Here is a 19,550-nt window from a genome sequence, read left to right as displayed (position 1 = left end):
TTCCCATGGTCGTCCGAACGGGCGTTTTCGGCCCGTCGGACTGGTCCAAAACGGGACGTCCCGCACCCTGCCCACCCCTGTGACCTGGAGCGTTGGCGCAAAAGCACTACTTTTTTGTATGTTCAGGAAACAAAGTGGTTCCGCCCGCACTCCCTGACCGGCGGGCGGAGCCACTTGTTCTCCTTCTCGGCGCCTACTTCTCGGTGCCTACTTCTTGAGGCCGTTCTCCTGCTTGAGGAACGCGACCTCGGGGAAGTCGCCCGACGGCCCGTCCAGCAGCGGGCTCGCCGCCCCGTTCAGGTGCTTGTCGAAGAAGGCCGCGACATAGGCGCGGGTGAGCGCGTTGCCGCGCTCGCTCCTGACCGTGCCGAAGGCGCCCTCGTAGGCGTCCGGCGGCAGCCCCTCCGGCAGGCCGACCGCGTCGGCGAGCCAGTGGTTGTCCGTGAACGTCATGTGGCCGCCCTTGGCGACGTCCAGCCACCGCTTCCAGCCGGTGAGGTTCTTCCAGGCGGGGCTCCAGGTGTCCCGCTCACCGCCCAGCTCACCGGCGCGGGCCGCGCCCAGCAGCATGACCGGCTTCTTGATCCCGCCGGCGGGCTGCTCGGTGAAGAAGTCGCCGTCCAGGTCGACCGCGCCGGCCACCCGCGCGTCCTGACCCGCGACCTCGACGGCACTGGCCCCGCCGATCGAGTGCCCGCCGACGCCGATGCGGGCCTTGTCGACCTTCAGGCCGGACACCAGGCCGTCACCGGTGGTGATCCGGTCGAGCAGGAAGCGGATGTCCTTGACGCGGTTGCGGACGACCGCGCCCTTGTCGACGTCCTCCTTGACGCACAGCTCGCACTTCTCGACGCGGCCGCCCGGGAACTCCACGGCAGCCTCGTAGGTGTGGTCGAGCGCGGCCACGACGTAGCCCTTGCTCGCCAGTTCCTCGGCCAGCGAGGTGAGCGAGGTGCGGCTCTGCGTGAAGCCCGGCGAGAGGACGACGACCGGCCGCGCCCTCCCCTGCGCGGGGGCGGCGTCCACGACGGCGTGGGTGCGCACGGTGCTCAGCTTGTCGTTGCCGTTCAGCTCCTGGGAGAGCGCGGCCGAGACGTAGGGCGCCTTGGCCCCGGCCGACGGACGGGCCGGGTACCAGACGGAGACCATCAGCTCGCGGGGCCCGGCGGACGGCTTCCACGGGTCGGTCCGGGCGGCGTCCACCAGACGCAGGGTCTTCTCGCCGATGGGCTGCTTGCCGGAGGGCGCGGGGACCTCGGGGGCCGCGGCCTTCGCGGGCTTCGGGGCGGCGACGGCGGTCGCCTGGGGTGCCACCAGGGCGGCGGTCAGCAGGGCGGCGGCGACACCGCTCGCACGTACGGAATTCTTCATGATCGTCACGCTAGGAAGCGGACAGGCGTCCTGCATCGGCCGCCGGGAGGAGCGGATCCGGGCGCGGGCCGTACCGCGCGGGGATACGGCCCCACCGATCGGCGGGGGTCACCTGACGGTATGTCACTTTCCGCTCACGCCAGCCGACTTGGAGTGATCACCCATGCCCGCCTCCCCCATGGAGGACGACCGGACGGCCGCCGGCGTTCCACCGCGCGGCGGAGGGAACCGCTCCCCCCGCGGAGGACGCCTCGCCCCCGCGCCGCGGGACGCACCTGGCGGTCCTCTCCGCGGGGCCCGCCGCTGGGGGCGGCGACGTACGCGTACCACCGCAGGCACCGGCCGTCACGACGCCTGCCGGACCGCTTGCCGGGCCGTGCGCCAGACCACTTGCCGGACCGTTTGCCGGAACCGTTTGTCGGACCCGGAGCCGACTTTGTATCGTATATGAACAAAACCCGGCCCCGTCACCGCAGGAGTGCAATATGCGCAGGTCAGAGACCATGAGCGCGATCAAGGCCGTCCTTCTCGACATGGACGGCACCATCGTCAACTCCGACGCGGTCGTCGAGCGCTGCTGGCGCCGCTGGGCCGAGGAGCACGGCCTGGACGCCGACGAGGCGCTCAAGGTGGTGCACGGCCGCCAGGGCTGGGCCACCATGGCCCACCTGCTGCCGGACCGCCCGATGGAGCTCAACCACGAGGACAACCGCCGCATGCTGGAGGCCGAGACGGCCGACACCGACGGCGTCGTCCCGATCGGCGGCGCCCCCGCCTTCATGGCCTCCCTCGCGGACGTCCCGCACGCCCTGGTCACCTCCGCGGACCGCGCCCTGGCCGAGGCGCGCATGGGCGCCGCCGCCCTCCCGATGCCGGCCGTCCGCGTCACGGCCGAGTCGGTCAGCGCCAGCAAGCCGGACCCGGAGGGCTTCCTCAAGGGCGCCGCGGAGCTGGGCTTCGCCCCGTCCGAGTGCGTCGTCCTCGAGGACTCGGAGGCGGGCGTCGCGGCGGGCCGCGCGGCGGGCATGCGCGTCGTGGGCGTGGGCCCGCGCGCGGCGTCCCTCGGCCCGGACGCGCACGTCACGGACCTGACGCGGGTCCGCGTGGAGCGGATGCCGGACGGGACGGTCACGCTGCACTTCACGGGGGCGTGAGCCGGAACCCCGCACCCCACGCGGGACTTTCACCTCCCGCCCCTCCGAACTCGCCACCGTCACCGGGCAGAACCTCCGGCAAGCCCTCCGAATGACATGCCGGACCGCCTAGTTGACGATTCGCCGAAACCGGCACGCTTCCCACCACAGAGCCGATAAGGTCACTCCCGGCGCACCGCGAGTGCGCCTCCTCCCCAAGGAGACAGTCCGGGCCCCACGCCGTCGGGGCCCGGCCCGAATCCGAGATCACGCGGTCACCGGGAATCTTGGCCGCTCGGTTGGGGAGGAGGTGCGAAGTGAGGCGTCACGCCAAGATGTCGCTGTTCAGGCGGATCATCCACGCGGTGATCCGTGAGTTCATCGACTGGTGGAACGGCCGGTGACCGGCCCGTCCCCCGAACACCTGGGGACGGACCGATAGGTCACTGACCGGGGGCCTTCACCTGGATGACCGGTCCGGGTGGAGGCCCTTCCTGCTCCATGCGTACGAGGCGGACCCCGTACACACGTAACTTTAGGGGATCGGGCCCTGCCATGGCACGACGGTGGCTAGAGTCCGCGCCATGAACACCACCGCCTGGCTGCTGGCCGCTGCCGCCTACGGATGCGTGGGCATGGTCTTCATGCACGCCGCACAATGCGCCCCCCGGCACTTCGTCGAGGACGACGAGTACAACGACCTCCGCGTCCTGTACGGGGACAGAACCATCGCCCTGATCATCGCCGCCGCATGGGGGCTGGTATTCACCGTCTGGCCCCTGACCTTCGCCGTCGGCGCCCCCTGGCACTTCTGGTGGCACCGGCTGTCGAAGCACCCGACGTGGGACTGCTCGGAGCCCGACGACACCTACGACCGCGACGACGACCCGAGGTGCAACCGGCAGTCGTTCTCCTGGGTGATCCGGATCCGCACGCGCTGACTGCTCCCGCGCGGAGGGCCGGCCGGCGTCAGACCACCGCATCCACCCGCTCGGCCAGCGCCCGCAGTTCGGGCGGAGCCGAGCGGCCCGCGACGAGCATCAGGTCCCGGATCGCCGCACGGGCGGCGGTGTGCGAGCGAACCATCTCGGGAGCCAGCTGCTCGGCCGTCAGGAAGCGATCCACCGCGTCATCGACATGCCGCAGCTGGGCATGAGCCCGCCCGACGTCGAGAGCGAACCGCGCCTGCCGCTCGGCGGACATCCCGGCCATGTCCAACTGCCCCGCGATGTCGAGGGCTTCCCCGGCGTCACCGAGGTCGACGGCGACCGCCACCGCGTGGATCTCCACATTGGTCGGCCCGAACTCCAGGTTGAAGTCGTTCCTGTTGCGCCCCATGCGCCGGGCGACGCGGCGCGCGCGTTCCATCTCGTGACGGGCGTCCGCCCGGTTCCCGGACCGGGCGTGCACGAGGGCGATCACCAGGTGGAAGGCTCCCAGGAGAGACAACTTCTCGTCGGACGCCCCGGATTCGCCGACGCTGCGCTCCAGTGCGTCCGCCGCCGTCCTCGCGACGTGCTCCGCCTGGTCGTACCGCTTGAGCCGGACACAGGCATGGGCCAGCCGGTAGGTACCCGCGAACACATCGAGGACGTGGCCCGACATCTCGGCCGCGGCGATCGACCGGTCGGCGGCCACCCAGGCGGCATCCGCCTCGTCCTGCCGGGCGAACGCGGCCGACAGCGCCTGGTACGTGCGGGCCAGCAGGCCGTACGCCATGGCGCGTTCGCGCTTGCCCGCAGTGCGGACCGTCCCCTCCAGCGCGGGGACGAGTGCGCTCAGCGCGACGGTCAGCTCCGCGTGGCGACTGCCGTGCGCAAGGGCCCACACGCGCTCGACGTCCGCGCTCAGTTCGGGAAGCGAGGGGTCCGGACGCCGTTCCTCCAGGGACAGGAGGGCGCCGAGGGCCGGATGGCCGGAGAGCAGGAGCCGGGCGCGGTCCAGGTCGTTCGGCGGCGGCGAGGACTCGGCCGGATCCGGATCCGGCGGGGCGTCCGGGCGCAGTTCCGTCACCGCGACTCCCAGGCCGTCCGCCAGGAGGCGCAGGACATCCAGCCGGTTGACCGGCTGCACCCCGCGCTCCACCTGGGAGAGCCAGCTCGTCGTGCGTCCGACCGCGGTCGCCAGATCCTTCTGCGTCAGCCCACGCCGTGCCCTCAGTTCCGCAACCCTCGCGCCGAACGTGCCTCGCCCGTTGTCCGCCACCGGACCGATCACACCTTTCCGTCGATGTGCTCCAGGAAGGTCACGTCGGCCCGTGCCACGAACTTCTGGCGCTCTTCGAGGAAATGCCGGACATGCGGCTGCCGTTCATGAGCCTCGAACGCCGCACGGTCCGCATAGAGCTCGTAGAAGACGCGTACGGCCGGTTCGTCCGGTACACGATGGTTCGCATACACCACCGTCCCCGGCTCGTCCCGGCGAATCCCTTCGAGCGTCCTCGACACCAACTCGTCGAAGGCTCCGGCGGCTTCCTCGCTCCGCAGCGTGAAGCGCACGACCAGCCCATATCCCACGGCCACGTCCGTCCTCCCCTCAAGTCGCACCAAGAATCGCAGAAGTGGAGCGGACCGAGGTAGACGTAGCTTTTCTTGACTCGCAGAAATACTGCGAGTAACGTCGCGGTCACACTGAACGGAAAAGGCCCCGGCGGGAAATCGGCTCTATCGGTGCTGGTACCACCGAACGAGCCCCGCCGAGGCCGACATCCGACCCCTGACACGAGCAGGAGATCAGATGCACCCTCAGAGTAACGGCACCGGTGGCGAGCGCGACCGCCCTCCCGCCACATGTCCTCGATGCACAGAGATCAAGAGGAAGTGGCACGAGGCGCACCGGCATTCGGATCTTCCCGCGGCCGAAGCACTCACCGTGGAGATGGGCCGACACCTCCGAACGAGCCACCCGTGACACCTCCGAACGAGCCACCCGTGACGGCTCGGACGACACCCTCGACGGTGAACGGCCCGCTCGCACCCCACAGGAACTGCGTTCATCCGCGGGCGGCTTGGGCCGCACGGAATGGAATGAGCACCTGCGGTGTGTGCGGTACGCGCCGCGTCACCGACTACCGGGCGCTCGGGCTCGCCCTGGAACTGCCCGAGCGCACACAGCTCTACGGGCCGACCCGCACCCACCGGGGCACCGCCCGCCTGAAGCCCGGAAGATCCGGCACCCCCGCAGCCTCCTGCCGGGAGGACCTGCACCGAAGGGTGGCCGAGGCGAACCGGCGGAGTACGGCGGGAAGACCGTGGCAGCCCTCGGCCACCCTTACCCCGCCACCGCCTCGTACAGGCTGAACCCCGCCAGCGCCACCATCACCAGCGCCGCCACCTTCGTGATCAGCGCCAGCGGGACGTAGCGCAGCAGCGTCCGGCCGCCGACGATGCCCAGGGCCGCCACGGCCCACAGGCCCAGGACGGCGCCGAGGCCGACGGAGAGCGGGTCGTCGTAGCGGGCGGCGAGGTTGGCGGTCATGATCTGGGTGAGGTCGCCGAACTCGGCGACGAGGATCAGCATGAAGCCCGCGCCGGAGACCTTCCAGAAGGACTGGTCGGCAGGCGCCTTGATCGTCTCGTCGTCATCGTCCTTCTTGAACAGCAGCACGGCCGCGCCCAGCAGGAACGCGATGCCCACGACCGCCTGGAGCAGGCGGTGCGGCAGCAGCGTGAGGAGGCTGCCGGCGGCGATGGCCAGGGCGACGTGGACGGCGAAGGCGGCGGCGACGCCGGCGAAGACGTAGGACGCGCGGTAGCGGGTGCCGAGCATCAGGGACGCCAGTGCGGTCTTGTCCGGCAGCTCGGCCAGGAAGATCACGCCGAAGACCAGGGCGGTCACGGTGAGGCTGATCAAGGGAACTTCCCCTTCGGTGGGGCTGCCGCACCGAAGAATCCTGCTGGATCAGGGGTCGCTTCGGCACGGCAGCGTCATGGACACTGCGGCCGAAGGTCTCGCTGGCCGGCACCGTGAACGGCGCGGCTCCGGGCGCCGGCCGGGCGCGAGGCCCAGCAGTATGTCGACGGTCCGGCGAAGAGCTACTCCCCTTCTGCTCCCCTCAGGGTACGTGACGCGCAGCCGCCCCCCTTCCGTCGCACTCTGGAATCAGGGGCCGGGCGGAATCAGGGGCCCGGGCGCCACGCCTCACCACCGCCCGCATAACCGAACGGTCTCGAAGGGGGAGATGAGGGGGAGATAAAGAACTTGAACTTGCAAGTATTGTGAGGGGTACCTAACCTTTGGACCTCTCGTCGTACACGTCCCCCGACACGAGGAGCTCCACGATGGCCCCCACACCCACCCAGGCCGCACACAAACCGGCCCCGACCTCCCACGGCTCCGCCTCGCTCACGGAGCGCCTGGACGCGGCCCGGCCGTACGTCCTGTCCCTGTTCCGCATCGTGGTCGGCCTGCTGTTCGCCGTCCACGGCATCGCCTCGCTCTTCGGAGTGCTGGGCGGCGCGGCCGGTACGGACGGCGGCACGATCGCGGCCGGCACCTGGCCCGGCTGGTACGCGGCCATGATCCAGCTCGTCTGCGGCCTCCTGGTCATGATCGGCGCCGGCACCCGCGGCGCGGCCCTGATCGCCTCCGGCTCGATGGCGTACGCGTACTTCGAGACGCACCAGAAGCTGGCGCTCTGGCCGATCCAGAACGGCGGCGAGGCCGCGGTGATGTTCTGCTGGGCCTTCCTGCTGCTGGTCTTCACCGGCCCCGGCCCGATCGCCCTGAGCCGGCTGTACTCCCGCGGCCGGTGACGGCGGGTCCGTGAGGGCCGCGGGTCCGAGGACCTGATCCGAGGGCCTGATCCGACGACCCGGTCCGACGGCCTGACCGGCCCTCACCACGGACCGTTCCAGGGGCATGTGACGCACATCTCGTTGCCACGTGATGCGCACTACATCACGTGCCCCATTCACATACCCCAGGAGCCCCACGCGTACTGTGTACGGTTGTGAAGGCCGCTCCTGCCGCTCCCCTGCGACATCGCGGCGGGGGACCGTATCAGGAGATCGGACGTGCTGGAGCAATTGGGGTCGTTGGCCGACACCCCATGGATATACGTGATCGTCGGGCTGTCCGTCCTGTTGGACGTCTTCCTGCCGGTGCTGCCGAGCGGCGTGCTGGTGATCACCGCCGCCACCGCCGCGGCGGGCTCGGCCGTGAGCACCCACAGCGGCACCGCCTTCCCGCAGATGTGCGCCCTGGTGGCCTGCGCCGCGACCGCCTCGGTCCTCGGTGACCTGGTCGCCTACCGGCTCGCCTGGCGCGGCGGCGACCGCTTCGACCGCGCCATCGCCCGTTCCCGCCGTCTCACCACGGCCCAGGAGCGGCTCGGCACCGCGCTGCTGCGCGGCGGCGGCGCGCTCGTCGTCGTCGCCCGGTTCGCGCCGGCCGGCCGCTCGGTGGTCAGCCTGGGCGCCGGGGTCATGCACCGCCGGGTCCGGGAGTTCCTGCCCTGGTCCGCGCTGGCCGGGCTGACCTGGGCCGTCTACAGCGTCTGCCTGGGCTACTTCGGCGGCAAGTGGCTCGGCGCCACCTGGATCGGCACGGCGGTCTCCGTCCTCGCGCTCTTCCTCGCGGGGGCGGGCGCCGCGTTCCTGGTCCGGCGGCCGGGCCGGATGGAAGCCGAAGCGAGCTGACAGCAGGAGCGGGAGCGGAACGCCGGACGGGCAGGACAGCCCGTCCGGCGTTTTCATGTCCGCGTCAGTACGCCTTGGCCAGCGCGCCCTGCTTGGCGAACGCGCTCAGCCCGTTCTGCCACAGCGAGTCCACCCGGCTGCGCTCGTTCGCGTTCGGGTAGCGGTTGGTGCAGGACGTGCCGGGGCCGCCGCCCGACATCAGCTCGCTGCACGGACCCGAGTAGTGGTCCGGCAGACCGAGCACGTGACCGGTCTCGTGGGCGGTGACGCGCACCGAGTCGTACTGCTGGTTCTGGCGGTAGTCGAGGAAGATGTACCCCCGGCCGTGGCCGTCGGTGCTCGCGTACGAACCGCGCGAGTCGTTGCCCTCGTAGTAGCGGAAGTCCGCGTTCGAGCCCTGCTGGAGGCGGACGTTACGGACGGAGCTGTTCCATATCTGTGTGCTCTGCGCTATCTGGTTCGCGAACCGCGGCGCCTGGCTGGCGTCGTAGGTCACCGTGACGGTCTGCAGGCCCGGCGACTTCGCCTGCTTGGCCTGCGCCGACTTCATCACCGCGGCGAAGAACGCCTTGTTGTTGGCCTCCTCCTGGGGCGAGCCGATGTAGGAGGATCTGACGGTCTCCTGCTGCGCGGGGGTCGCGGCGGTCGCCGGGACGGCCGTGGCCGCGGTCGCCAGGCCGAGGCCGAGCGCGGCCGTGGCGGCGAGCAGGGTACGCCTCATGGAGTGGTTCATGTGGGGGACTCCATCTCGTGCGGCGCGCCTTGGGGAGCCGTGCGGGTGGGACGCTCGGCCGGGGCGCACCGATGGTTTTCGGTTGCCGAGAGTGTGGGCCGAGGCGTCGCCGACGCGGATGATGCCAGTCCGCTATAGCCCTGGCCCATCACCCCTCGTGGACGGCCTCGCGCCGGCGGCCTCGTGCGGACGGCACCGTGCGGGCTGCCCCGCGTGGATGGCCTGCGTGGGGCCCCGCGCGCACGGTCTCGCGTGGACGGCCCGCGTGAACGGCCCGAGTTGATGACCCGAGTTGACGGCCTCGCGCGCACGGCCTCGCGCGCACCGCACCGCATGGGCGGCCTCGCGTGGACGGCACTGCGCGGACGGCCCCGCGCGGGCCGCCCCTCGCGGACCCCCATCCACCGCCCCGCCACGGGCAATTCGCGCATCTGCCCGAGATGTGCCTGGTGTGACCCACGGGGCGCGGATATGCTCGCGACCGTGGAGCTTGAGGTCAGGCACCTCCGAGCGCTTTGCGCCATCGCCGACACCGGCAGCGTACGGAAGGCCGCGTTACAGCTGGGCATGACCCAGCCCTCCCTCACCACTCAGCTCAGGCGCATCGAGGGAGCCGTCGGGGGAACGTTGTTCATCCGGGGGCAGACGGGCAGCAGGCCCACGCCGCTGGGTCATTCCGTGCTGTCCAGGGCGAGACCCATCGTGGCCGAAATGACCGCCCTGGTTCTGGCCGCGCGCGACGCGGCCTGCGGCGTCGGCGGGTTGTGCCTGCGGATCGGCAGCGTGGGCGGCCGGGTCGTGTCCGGCTGGCTGCGGCGCGTCCACGAGCGGCTGCCCAACACCGAGACCACGATCCACATAGAGGTCTCCTCGGCCTCCCTGCTCCAACTCCTCGTCTCCAAGCAGCTCGACGCCGCCCTGATCCACGAGCCGGCCGGCTTCCCGCTGCGCCTCCCGCCGGACATGGAGCGCCGCGTCCTGGTCCCCCGCGAGCCCCGGTTCGTCGCCCTGTCCGTCGGCCATCCCGCCGCCGCGCACCCGGTGGTCCCGCTCGCCGAACTCGGCGACGACGCCTGGATCATGGACCCGGCGGCCGGCCACGAGTGCGCCGCGCTCCGTCGCGCCTTCACCACCGCCGGACTCAACCCCCGGCTGCTGCACGTCCGCGACAGCGCCACCGCCGCCGACCTGGTCGCCTCCGGCGAAGCCGTTCGCTTCTGCGAACCCACCACGGAGCCCACGGACGCCACCGCCGTCCGCCCGCTGCTCGGCGACCCCCTGACCGCCCAGCTGTCACTGGTGACACGGCCGGGCGCGGTGCCGATCACCGAAATCGACGCGCTGTACGCGGATTTGGCGGACGCCTACACCGAGCTCGCCAACGGCAGTGCGACGTACCGGGCGTGGCTGGCCGGCGCCGGCGACGGCTGGTCCGTGTCACCCACGGGCGTCCCGCGCGAGCGCCAGGACATCTCCGCCTGACTCGTCCGGGTGACACGGCGGTTGAAGGGGGCGAGCCGGGGCATTCCCCACCGTCCAGGGGCTTTCACCCCCACCTGGAACGAAGGGGGACATTACATGGCCGTACACCGCGTTTCCATCGTGAACTTCGACTTCATACCCGCACAGTTGACGGTCGCCGTCGGCGATACGGTCACCTGGACCAACACCGTCAGCACCCTCCATACGGTGACGGCGGACGACAACTCCTTCAACTCGGGCAACCTCGCCCAGGGCGCGACGTTCTCGCTCGCCCTCACCAGGAGCGGCACGGTCACGTACCACTGCTCGTTCCACCCGACGACCATGAAGGGGGAAGTCACGGCTGCCTGACACACAGGCCCGGCACTCCGGGCCGTCCGGTCCTTGTCCGGGCGGCGGCCGATTGCGCACCGGCCGTCGCCCGTGGGGCTGCCGAGCGGGTCGGACGAAGCCCGCTGCGGCGCGGGGCCCTTTCGCTGCGCGGCTCCGCCGCGTGGGCGCGACCGGCCACGACGGCGCCGCAGCCGGTCGACGACCCAACGCGGCGCTTCCGGCGGAGCGTTCAGCCCTCCTCGGTACCGACGTCCTCGCCCTCGTCCTCGTCGCTCCCCGCCTCGCCCCGCTGGACCGCGACGACCTTGCGGACCTGGGCCGCGACCAGTTGTCCGGGGATCCGCACCCGCTCGGGGTCGCCCAGGCTCGTGGCGAAGAACATGGACAGCACGTCACCCGTCCGGACGACGGTGATCAGGCTGGGCGCCTCCTCCACCGCGTTCGACAGCCGGAAGGCCGCCGCCTCGTCGCCCAGCTTCGGGGCCGCCACGGTCTCCACCGCGTCGAAGACCTGCGACTCACCCTCGCCGGTGCGCATCCGGAAGCCACCCGTACAGGCCGCGGCCGCCGAGCGCAGCCGCCCCAGGGTGGCCGCCGCCCCGCCGGGCCGGTACTCCGCGACCCGGATGGTGCCCAGCAGGCCCTCCAGGTCGTCGTCCTCCCCCGCCCCCGCGAAGGTGCTGACCACCGAGCCCAGCGGCTTCGGGTCCGGCTCGGAGCCCAGCGCGTTGGCCAGCGGCAGGCACTCCGGGAGGTCACTGCCCGGGGTGCCGCGGCCGGCCGTGCCCGGCGGGGCCTCCTCGATCACCAGGCCCGCGACCTCGGTCTTCTCCAGCTCGGCGCGCCTGAGACGGGCGGTCGGCCCGTCCTCCTCGGCCTTCGGCGGTCCGGCGGCCTCCTCGGGCGCCCGCCCGCCGGCGCTCCCGCTCGCGCTCTTGCCGTCGGCCTCGTGGTCCGTCCGGCCGCCTCCGCAGCCGAGCGTCAGTCCCAGCACCACGGCCACGGAGACCGCAGCCGTCACTTTCGCCTTCACTCCCCCAGCCTCCCAGTCCCGCGGGGCCGGTCCGCCCGCGCCACACCGGCATCCGCGGCGCCGCCCCGCCCTTCCCCCGGCCACAGGATCACCCCGGGCCACTACGAAGTGTCGTCAGCAGGATCACATTCCGCATACGGATTCGAAATCGGGCGTCCCATGACCACCCCCGCGTGACGCAGGCCACAATGTAGGCTGCGCAGGCAACCGAAACCCCTGTCCGCGGCTCTAACCGATACGAACCGGCCGTCTTCAGCACGGAGCGGACCGGCAGGGGACGGACCCCACACCCAGGCCAGGGGGAAGGACGGACGCGACGCCGGCGCCAGCGGGCCGCGCACACACCGCCATGAAGATCTCTTTCCTTTTGCAGAACGCCTACGGCATCGGCGGCACCATCCGCTCCACCTTCAACGTCGCCAGCGCGCTCGCCGCCCGGCACGACGTGGAGATCGTGTCCGTCATCAGGACCGGCAAGGTGCCCCGCCTGCCCCTGCACCCCAAGGTCAAGCTGGTCAACCTGATCGACAACCGCCCCGAGGAGGGCGCCGACCGGGACGACCCGCTCCTCGCGCAGGACAGCGCCTACATCCCGCCCAAGGAGGCCAAGGGCGCCCACTTCAGCGCCCTGACCGACCAGCGGGTCGCCGAGCACCTCGCCCAGACCGACGCCGACGTCGTGGTCGCCACCCGCCCCGGCCTGGTGATGTATCTGGCCGGCTTCGGCCAGGACGGCCCGTACCTCAAGATCGGCCAGGAGCACCGGATCTACGGCACCCACGAGCCGGGAATCCGCGCCGCCCAGGACCGCGCCATCCCCTTCCTGGACGCCCACACCACCGTCTCCGAGGCGGACGCCCGCACCCACCGCGAGCAGTTCCCCGACGTCAAGACGAAGATCATCTGCATCCCCAACGGCTGCCCGCCCTCCGAGGTCGAGCCCGCCGACCCGGCCACCAAGCTCGTCGTCGCCGCCGGCCGCCTCATCCCGGTCAAGCGCTACGACCTGCTCGTCGCCGCCTGGGCCACCGTCCACGCCGCGCGCCCCGACTGGAAGCTGCGCATCTACGGCCGCGGCCCCGAGCTCGCCAAGCTCCGCACCCAGGTCGAGGGCCTCGGCCTCACCGAGACGATCACCCTCATGGGCGCCCACTCGCCCATCGAGACCGAGTGGGCCAAGGGCTCCATCGCCGCCGTCACCTCCCGCGAGGAGTCCTTCGGCATGACGATCGTGGAGGCCATGAACTGCGGCGTCCCCGTCGTCGCCACCGACTGCCCGCACGGCCCCGGCGAGATCATCTCCGACGGCAAGGACGGCCTCCTCGTCCCCGTCGGCGACAGCGAGGGCATCGCCCGCGGCCTGCTCAAGCTGATCGAGGACGACGAACTGCGCCGCTCCATGGGCGCCGCCGCGAAGATCTCGTCCCAGCGCTACGCCCCCGATGCCATCGCCGACGCGTACGAGGACCTGATCCGCGCCCTCGGCGTGGACACCGCGCCGAAGACGGACGCCCCCGCCGCGGCGAAGGCCCCGGCCTCCCGCACCCTGCGCAGCACGATCGGCAAGATGATCCGCCCGCTGCGCGCCAAGCCGGTCGCCCAGCCGGCCCGCAAGCCGGTCGCCGAGGCGCTCAAGGAGATAGTGCGCCGGCCACTGAAGGCCACCGCCTCCACCCGGGTGGACGCCGACGGCAACCTCGTGGTCTCGGTCGACAGCAAGGGCCTCTCCGGCGACGACCTCTCGCTGACGGTGACCCGCCGCAAGGAGGGCAAGCCCGTCTCCGTCCCGCTGGCCACCCCGGCCGCCCCCGGCGCCCCCTACGTCGCCGTCCTCCGGCGCGAGGAACTGCGCCTGAGCGAAGGGCGCTGGGACCTGCACGTCGTCCGCGACGAGGACAAGGCCCGCCGCCGCGTCGTCTCCCATCTCGCCGAGGGCAAGGGCCTGTTGAACCTGGAGCCGCTGCCGGGCGCCCCGTTCACCTGGTCCATCGCCTACCCGACCGTGGACGGCTACCTGGCCCTGCGCGCCTGGCACCGCCCCGCCCACGCCGAGGCGCTGACGATCCGTCAGACCGAGACGGGGTTCACCGTCGAAGGCACCCTGCACGGCACGGAGTTCACCGAGGACACCAAGCCGTTCGTCATCGGCACCCCGCGCTCCGAGACCGCCGCCGACATCTCGGCCGAGGTCACCGTGGTGGACGCCACCACGTTCCGCTTCACCCTGCGCAACTCGCAGCTGAAGGCGGCGCGCGGCGACGAGGGCGCCATCTGGGACCTGGCCCTGCGGCTGGCCGGCGACGCCGAGCCGGTGAAGATCGGCCGGATCGTCGGCGACATCGTCGACCGGAACAAGACCGACATCTACCCGACGGTCGGCGGCGTCAAGCCGTACCTCACCGTCAACAGCGACCTGGCCGTCAGCTGCCCCGCACCCGAGGGCAGCTGACGGTACGTCGGCCCATAAGGCGTCAGCAGCAGCCCGCGCCGGGGAGGCTCCGCTTGTTGCGGGCCTCCCGGTTGCGGGCGGCGAGCTCGGAGTCGGCCGGGTAGCCGACCTCCTCCAGGGTCAGCCCGTGCGGCCGCACCACGTGCACCGCCGAGTCCCGCACCCCGGCCGCCAGCACCTTGCCCGGCCACTCCACCGGCCGGTGCCCGTCGCCGACGAACAGCAGCGCGCCCACCAGCGAACGCACCATGTTGTGGCAGAAGGCGTCCGCCCGCACGGTCGCCGTGACGACGCCGGACGCGTCCCGCTCCCAACTCAGCCGCTGGAGCGTGCGGATGGTCGTCGCGCCCTCGCGCTTCTTGCAGTACGCCGCGAAGTCGTGCTCGCCGACCAGCCGTTCGGCGGCGGCGTTCATCTTCTCCACGTCCAACGGCCAGTCGTGCCACAGGACATGACCGCGCAACAGCGGGTCCACACCGCCCGGGTGGTCCACGACCCGGTACGCGTACCGCCGCCAGATCGCCGAGAACCGGGCGTTGAACCCGGCCGGCGCCTCGGCCGCCCGCCACACCCGGACGTCGTGCGACAGCCGGCCCGCGAGCCGGCGCAGCAGCTTGTCCTCGTGCTCGGCCCACACCTCGGCCGGCAGGTCGACGTGCGCGACCTGGCCGCGCGCGTGCACCCCCGCGTCCGTCCGGCCGGCGACCGTCAGCTCGTACGTCTCCTTGGACCGCGTCACGGTCCGGATCGCGTCCTCCAGCTCGCCCTGCACCGTGCGCTGGCCCTCGCGCTGCTTGGCCCAGCCCGAGAAGTCCTTGCCGTCGTACGACAGATCGAGCCGCACCCGGACGAACCCGGGCTCCACCTCGTCACTCACCGAGATTTCCTCTCCAGCTCCACAAACGCGGGAAGGGCCCGCCCCCGACCGGGGAACGGGCCCAACCACAGAACACCCTAGATCAGGCGTCCTTCGACTCCTCGGCCGGAGCCTCGGCCTTGGCGGCCTCGTCGGCCTCCTTGACCGCGCGCTTGGCGGCGGCCTCGGCCTCGGCGACGGTCGCCTTCTTGGCGATCTCGCCCTCGACCAGCTCGATCACGGCCATGGGAGCGTTGTCGCCACGGCGGTTACCGATCTTGGTGATGCGGGTGTAGCCACCCGGACGCTCGGCGTAGCGCGGAGCGATCTCGGTGAAGAGGGTGTGGACGATGCCCTTGTCGGTGATCGTCTGCAGCACCTGGCGACGGTTGTGGATGTCGCCCTTCTTCGCCTTGGTGATCAGGCGCTCCGCGACCGGGCGCAGACGGCGCGCCTTGGCCTCGGTGGTGGTGATGCGGCCGTGCTCGAAGAGCGAGCGGGCGAGGTTCGCCAGCATCAGCTTCTCGTGCGCGGCACCGCCGCCCAGACGGGCACCCTTGGTGGGACGCGGCATGGTGTTTCTCCTAGGTGTCTGCCCCGGCCGTATCAGGTACCGGAGTCAGTATCCGAGCGGGCGGTCGCCCGTCGGAGATCCGGACAAGCCCCGAAGGGGCGGGTCCGGAAGGGGCGCGGGGAACTGTGCGACCAGCCACAGCGCTCCCGCACCCGAAGACCGATCAGTACTGCTCGGTCTCCACAAAACCCGCGTCCGCGTCGTCGTCGGCGCCAAACGCGTCGGCGGCGGCGGTCGGGTCGAATCCGGGCGGGCTGTCCTTGAGGGCCAGGCCCATGCCGGCCAGCTTCGCCTTGACCTCGTCGATCGACTTCGCACCGAAGTTGCGGATGTCGAGCAGGTCGGCCTCGGAGCGGGCGACGAGCTCACCCACGGAGTGGATGCCCTCACGCTTGAGGCAGTTGTAGGACCGAACGGTGAGCTCGAGCTCCTCGATCGGCAGCGCCAGGTCGGCGGCCAGGGCGGCGTCCGTCGGGGACGGGCCCATGTCGATGCCCTCGGCGTCGATGTTCAGCTCGCGGGCGAGACCGAACAGCTCGACGAGCGTCTTACCGGCCGAAGCCATGGCGTCACGCGGACGCATGGCCTGCTTGGTCTCGACGTCGACGATCAGCTTGTCGAAGTCGGTGCGCTGCTCGACACGGGTCGCCTCGACCTTGTAGGTGACCTTGAGCACCGGCGAGTAGATGGAGTCGACCGGAATGCGGCCGATCTCCTGGCCCACCTGCTTGTTCTGGACGGCGGAGACGTAGCCGCGACCGCGCTCGACGGTCAGCTCCATCTCCAGCTTGCCCTTGGCGTTCAGGGTCGCCAGGACCAGGTCGGGGTTGTGCACCTCGACGCCGGCCGGCGGGGCGATGTCCGCGGCGGTGACCAGACCCGGGCCCTGCTTGCGCAGGTACATCACGACCGGCTCGTCGTGCTCCGAGGAGACGACCAGCTGCTTGATGTTGAGGATCAGGTCGGTGACGTCCTCCTTGACGCCCGGCACGGTGGTGAACTCGTGCAGGACACCGTCGATGCGGATGGACGTGACCGCCGCACCCGGGATCGAGGAGAGGAGCGTACGGCGCAGGGAGTTGCCGAGGGTGTAGCCGAAGCCCGGCTCCAGCGGCTCGATGACGAACCGGGAGCGGAACTCGTCGACGACCTCTTCGGTCAGCGAGGGACGCTGAGCGATCAGCATGCGAAGAATCCTTCAGTCATGGACACCCACTATTTGATGTCCTGAGGTACTACAAGGGTACGGGCGGCACGGCTCCGAGGAGCCGTACCGCCCACACCCTCAAGGCAGCAGCCGAAGCCGCGCCGCGTCAGACGCGACGACGCTTCGGGGGACGGCAGCCGTTGTGCGGGGTCGGCGTGACGTCCTGGATCGAGCCGACCTCGAGGCCGGTGGCCTGGAGGGAGCGGATCGCGGTCTCACGGCCGGAGCCGGGACCCTTGACGAAGACGTCAACCTTGCGCATGCCGTGCTCCTGCGCGCGGCGCGCGGCCGACTCGGCGGCCATCTGCGCGGCGAACGGGGTCGACTTGCGCGAGCCCTTGAAGCCGACGTGGCCGGCGGAGGCCCAGGAGATCACGTTGCCCGTGGGGTCGGTGATCGAGACGATCGTGTTGTTGAACGTGCTCTTGATGTGCGCGTGGCCGTGAGCGACGTTCTTCTTTTCCTTGCGGCGCACCTTCTTGGCAGCGCCCTGACGACCCTTGGGGGGCATCTCTTATCTCCTACGGGAGGTGGTCGGTCCTACAGCGAAGACCGCTGACGAGCGTCCGCTGAGGACTACTTCTTGCCCGGCTTCTTCTTGCCGGCGATGGCGCGACGCGGGCCCTTGCGGGTACGGGCGTTCGTGCTGGTGCGCTGGCCGTGGACGGGCAGGCCACGACGGTGACGCAGACCCTGGTAGCAGCCGATCTCGACCTTGCGGCGGATGTCGGCCTGGACCTCACGGCGGAGGTCACCCTCGGTCTTGATGTTCGCGTCCACGTACTCGCGGATCTTGACCAGGTCCTCCTCGGACAGGTCGCGAACGCGGGTGTTCGGGTTCACACCGGTGGCGGCGAGGGTCTCCTGCGCCAGGGTGCGGCCGATGCCGAAGACGTAGGTGAGTGCGACCTCCACGCGCTTTTCACGCGGGATGTCGACACCGGAAACGCGTGCCATTGAATGGCTCCAGATGTTCGTCGGAGGTCTTCCACAGGACCACTCCCGACGGCCGGCCTCTTCTGTTCGAAGATTTGGTACCGACCGGGTCCCCGGCCTCCGAGCCGGGGGTGTCGCCCTCCATCACAGAGAGGGACGGGTCCTGCGTATGTACGTATTGCTCGCGTCGCGCGAAGGAACTGCGGAGTGCAGGTCCTGCGTCAGCCCTGGCGCTGCTTGTGGCGCAGGTTGTCGCAGATGACCATGACCCGGCCGTGGCGGCGGATCACCTTGCACTTGTCGCAGATCTTCTTGACGCTCGGCTTGACCTTCATGGGTGTGAGGTTCTCCGGGTCAGTGCCTTCACCCCGCGGAACGGGGCGGCGGCAAGATCTACTTGTAGCGGTAGACGATCCGTCCGCGCGTCAGGTCGTACGGAGAGAGCTCCACTACGACCCGGTCGTCGGGAAGGATACGGATGTAGTGCATCCGCATCTTGCCGCTGATGTGCGCGAGGACCTTGTGACCGTTCTGGAGCTCCACCTTGAACATTGCGTTCGGCAGAGACTCGATCACGGTGCCCTCAATCTCGATGGCACCTTGCTTCTTGGCCACGCTTCGCCTTTCGAATCGGCTACCTTGATCGACTCTGTGATTCGTACCCCCGCGTGAACGCGGGCATGCGGATACACGAGAGCCGACGCGTCAGTCTACGTCAGGGCAACCGGAAAGACTAATCCAGGGGGGTGTCTGCCCACCCAGGGAGATCGTTAACCGACCCCGAACGGGCCCCTGACACCTCGAACCCGGGCGCCCCCGGGCCACGGGACCCCGCTCGGCCCGGCGGATCCTCCCGACGCCACCTCGCGGGCTCGGCGCCGGGGGCGCCTCACAGGCTTCAGCCCAGCGGATCCGGCGCAGCCGTCACACCCAGCTCGGCCAGCTTCGCCTTGCCGCCGTCGACGGCCGTCAGGACCAGCGGACCGTCCTCCGTCAGGGCGACCGAGTGCTCCCAGTGGGACGACCATGTCAGGTCGTCCGTGAGAACCGTCCAGTCGTCCTCCAGGACGTGGGTGCGGGGCGTCCCCAGCGAGACCATCGGCTCGATCGCGATGCAGAAGCCGGGCACCAGCTTCGGCCCGCGGCCGCGCTTGCGGGAGACGTAGTTCAGCAGGTGCGGGTCCATGTGCATCTCGGAGCCGATGCCGTGCCCGCCGTAGTCCTCGATGATCCCGTACTTGCCGGTGGCCGGACGCGGCTGGCGGCGGATGTACGTCTCGATGGCCCGGGAGATGTCCACCAGCCGGCCGCCGTTCTTCACGGCGGCGATGCCGGCCCACATGGACTCCTGGGTCACCCGGGAGAGCTCGACCAGCTCCGGCGCGTGGCCGGTGCCCACGAAGGCCGTGAAGGCGGCGTCACCATGCCAGCCGTCCACGATCGCGCCCGCGTCGATGGAGATGATGTCGCCGTCCTTCAGGACGGTCTTCGTGTCCGGGATGCCATGCACGACGACCTCGTTCACCGAGGTGCAGATCGTGGCCGGGAACCCGCCGTACCCGAGGAAGTTCGACTTCGCGCCGTGCTCGGCGAGCACCTTGCGGGCGACGTCGTCCAGGTCCTTGGTCGTGGCCCCGGGCACGGCCGCCTCCCGGGTGGCCGCGTGGATGGCGGCGACGACCAGCCCCGCCTCGCGCATCTTCGCGATCTGGTCCGGCGTCTTGATCTCTACCGCCATGGGGGCCTTCCTCGAGGATTGCGACAATGTGTTCCCACAACACTACGGCCGCGACACCCCGGAGGG

22 protein-coding genes and 1 pseudogene are annotated in these 19,550 nt (G+C 70.7%); 9 read left to right on the top strand and 14 right to left on the bottom strand.

What is annotated here, in order from left to right:
- Positions 1 to 207 precede the first annotated feature (207 nt).
- Positions 208 to 1,371 (bottom strand): dienelactone hydrolase family protein, encoded by a 1,164-nt coding sequence (locus I5Q34_RS13010; RefSeq protein WP_234428745.1) that lies wholly within the window; start codon positions 1,369 to 1,371, stop codon positions 208 to 210.
- A gap of 485 nt (positions 1,372 to 1,856) precedes the next feature.
- On the opposite strand from I5Q34_RS13010, the gene I5Q34_RS13005 reads away from it, so the two are divergent.
- The gene (locus tag I5Q34_RS13005) at positions 1,857 to 2,525 is read left to right on the top strand and encodes an HAD-IA family hydrolase (RefSeq protein WP_199892331.1); all 669 of its coding nucleotides are present in this window, start codon (positions 1,857 to 1,859) and stop codon (positions 2,523 to 2,525) included.
- A 563-nt stretch (positions 2,526 to 3,088) separates the two neighbouring features.
- Positions 3,089 to 3,445 (top strand): hypothetical protein, encoded by a 357-nt coding sequence (locus I5Q34_RS13000; RefSeq protein WP_199892330.1) that lies wholly within the window; start codon positions 3,089 to 3,091, stop codon positions 3,443 to 3,445.
- A gap of 28 nt (positions 3,446 to 3,473) precedes the next feature.
- On the opposite strand, the gene I5Q34_RS12995 is transcribed toward I5Q34_RS13000, so the two are convergent.
- Both I5Q34_RS12995 and I5Q34_RS12990 read right to left on the bottom strand, forming a co-directional pair.
- Positions 3,474 to 4,709 carry a helix-turn-helix domain-containing protein gene (locus I5Q34_RS12995; RefSeq protein ID WP_199892329.1) on the bottom strand — a complete coding sequence of 412 codons (1,236 nt, stop codon included), beginning with the start codon at positions 4,707 to 4,709 and terminating at the stop codon, positions 3,474 to 3,476.
- A gap of 8 nt (positions 4,710 to 4,717) precedes the next feature.
- Positions 4,718 to 5,026, bottom strand: coding sequence for a putative quinol monooxygenase (locus I5Q34_RS12990; protein ID WP_199892328.1), 309 nt, complete (start codon positions 5,024 to 5,026; stop codon positions 4,718 to 4,720).
- A gap of 267 nt (positions 5,027 to 5,293) precedes the next feature.
- Between I5Q34_RS12990 and I5Q34_RS36010 the strand changes: the two genes are divergently transcribed.
- A complete protein-coding gene (locus I5Q34_RS36010) occupies positions 5,294 to 5,803 on the top strand; it encodes a DUF6255 family natural product biosynthesis protein (protein WP_374193007.1) in 510 nt (169 codons plus the stop codon).
- Here the strand turns inward: I5Q34_RS36010 and I5Q34_RS12985 are convergent.
- The gene (locus tag I5Q34_RS12985; RefSeq protein ID WP_199892327.1) at positions 5,775 to 6,356 is read right to left on the bottom strand and encodes a TMEM165/GDT1 family protein; all 582 of its coding nucleotides are present in this window, start codon (positions 6,354 to 6,356) and stop codon (positions 5,775 to 5,777) included. The two genes, I5Q34_RS36010 and I5Q34_RS12985, sit on opposite strands and share 29 nt — an antisense overlap.
- 428 nt (positions 6,357 to 6,784) lie before the next feature.
- Here I5Q34_RS12985 and I5Q34_RS12980 point away from each other — a divergent pair, with 428 nt between their 5' ends.
- Both I5Q34_RS12980 and I5Q34_RS12975 read left to right on the top strand, forming a co-directional pair.
- Positions 6,785 to 7,258 (top strand): DoxX family protein, encoded by a 474-nt coding sequence (locus I5Q34_RS12980; RefSeq protein WP_199892326.1) that lies wholly within the window; start codon positions 6,785 to 6,787, stop codon positions 7,256 to 7,258.
- 261 nt (positions 7,259 to 7,519) lie between these two features.
- Positions 7,520 to 8,143, top strand: coding sequence for a DedA family protein (locus I5Q34_RS12975; RefSeq protein ID WP_199892325.1), 624 nt, complete (start codon positions 7,520 to 7,522; stop codon positions 8,141 to 8,143).
- Between the two features lie 64 nt (positions 8,144 to 8,207).
- Here I5Q34_RS12975 and snpA read toward each other — a convergent pair whose 3' ends face one another.
- Positions 8,208 to 8,876 carry a snapalysin gene (gene snpA, locus I5Q34_RS12970; protein ID WP_199892324.1) on the bottom strand — a complete coding sequence of 223 codons (669 nt, stop codon included), beginning with the start codon at positions 8,874 to 8,876 and terminating at the stop codon, positions 8,208 to 8,210.
- Between the two features lie 282 nt (positions 8,877 to 9,158).
- Between snpA and I5Q34_RS36005 the strand changes: the two are divergent.
- From I5Q34_RS36005 to I5Q34_RS12960, 3 genes and pseudogenes are all read left to right on the top strand, one after another.
- Positions 9,159 to 9,488 (top strand): annotated as a pseudogene (locus I5Q34_RS36005) (LysR family transcriptional regulator); the annotation flags it as partial.
- Positions 9,489 to 9,587: 99 nt separating this feature from the next.
- Entirely contained in the window at positions 9,588 to 10,358 is a 771-nt protein-coding gene (locus I5Q34_RS36000; protein ID WP_374193018.1) for a LysR family substrate-binding domain-containing protein, read from the top strand.
- A gap of 96 nt (positions 10,359 to 10,454) precedes the next feature.
- Complete coding sequence (locus I5Q34_RS12960; RefSeq protein WP_199892322.1) at positions 10,455 to 10,709, top strand: plastocyanin/azurin family copper-binding protein; 255 nt, start codon at positions 10,455 to 10,457, stop codon at positions 10,707 to 10,709.
- Positions 10,710 to 10,920: 211 nt separating this feature from the next.
- Here the strand turns inward: I5Q34_RS12960 and I5Q34_RS12955 are convergent, their stop codons facing one another.
- A complete protein-coding gene (locus I5Q34_RS12955; protein ID WP_199892321.1) occupies positions 10,921 to 11,712 on the bottom strand; it encodes a hypothetical protein in 792 nt (263 codons plus the stop codon).
- A 361-nt stretch (positions 11,713 to 12,073) separates the two neighbouring features.
- Here I5Q34_RS12955 and I5Q34_RS12950 point away from each other — a divergent pair, with 361 nt between their 5' ends.
- Positions 12,074 to 14,173 carry a glycosyltransferase gene (locus tag I5Q34_RS12950; protein ID WP_199892320.1) on the top strand — a complete coding sequence of 700 codons (2,100 nt, stop codon included), beginning with the start codon at positions 12,074 to 12,076 and terminating at the stop codon, positions 14,171 to 14,173.
- 22 nt (positions 14,174 to 14,195) lie between these two features.
- On the opposite strand, the gene truA is transcribed toward I5Q34_RS12950, so the two are convergent.
- The 8 genes from truA to map form a co-directional block, all read right to left on the bottom strand.
- Positions 14,196 to 15,050, bottom strand: coding sequence for a tRNA pseudouridine(38-40) synthase TruA (truA, locus tag I5Q34_RS12945; RefSeq protein ID WP_199892319.1), 855 nt, complete (start codon positions 15,048 to 15,050; stop codon positions 14,196 to 14,198).
- 82 nt (positions 15,051 to 15,132) lie between these two features.
- Complete coding sequence (gene rplQ / locus I5Q34_RS12940; RefSeq protein WP_199892318.1) at positions 15,133 to 15,603, bottom strand: 50S ribosomal protein L17; 471 nt, start codon at positions 15,601 to 15,603, stop codon at positions 15,133 to 15,135.
- Positions 15,604 to 15,766: 163 nt separating this feature from the next.
- Positions 15,767 to 16,789 carry a DNA-directed RNA polymerase subunit alpha gene (locus I5Q34_RS12935; protein WP_004946635.1) on the bottom strand — a complete coding sequence of 341 codons (1,023 nt, stop codon included), beginning with the start codon at positions 16,787 to 16,789 and terminating at the stop codon, positions 15,767 to 15,769.
- Positions 16,790 to 16,916: 127 nt separating this feature from the next.
- Positions 16,917 to 17,321, bottom strand: a complete 405-nt coding sequence (gene rpsK / locus I5Q34_RS12930; RefSeq protein WP_003948617.1) for a 30S ribosomal protein S11 — start codon at positions 17,319 to 17,321, stop codon at positions 16,917 to 16,919.
- Between the two features lie 65 nt (positions 17,322 to 17,386).
- Positions 17,387 to 17,767, bottom strand: coding sequence for a 30S ribosomal protein S13 (rpsM, locus tag I5Q34_RS12925; protein ID WP_199892317.1), 381 nt, complete (start codon positions 17,765 to 17,767; stop codon positions 17,387 to 17,389).
- A gap of 200 nt (positions 17,768 to 17,967) precedes the next feature.
- Positions 17,968 to 18,081, bottom strand: coding sequence for a 50S ribosomal protein L36 (rpmJ, locus tag I5Q34_RS12920; RefSeq protein ID WP_003956441.1), 114 nt, complete (start codon positions 18,079 to 18,081; stop codon positions 17,968 to 17,970).
- Between the two features lie 58 nt (positions 18,082 to 18,139).
- The gene (infA, locus tag I5Q34_RS12915; protein WP_003956442.1) at positions 18,140 to 18,361 is read right to left on the bottom strand and encodes a translation initiation factor IF-1; all 222 of its coding nucleotides are present in this window, start codon (positions 18,359 to 18,361) and stop codon (positions 18,140 to 18,142) included.
- Between the two features lie 283 nt (positions 18,362 to 18,644).
- Positions 18,645 to 19,484, bottom strand: coding sequence for a type I methionyl aminopeptidase (map, locus tag I5Q34_RS12910; protein WP_199892316.1), 840 nt, complete (start codon positions 19,482 to 19,484; stop codon positions 18,645 to 18,647).
- Positions 19,485 to 19,550 lie beyond the last annotated feature (66 nt).

Source organism: Streptomyces sp. AV19 (assembly GCF_015999245.1).
Lineage (GTDB): Bacteria > Actinomycetota > Actinomycetes > Streptomycetales > Streptomycetaceae > Streptomyces.
The sequence above is the reverse complement of the archived record's forward strand: the minus strand, read 5'-3'. Positions and strand labels throughout refer to the sequence as shown.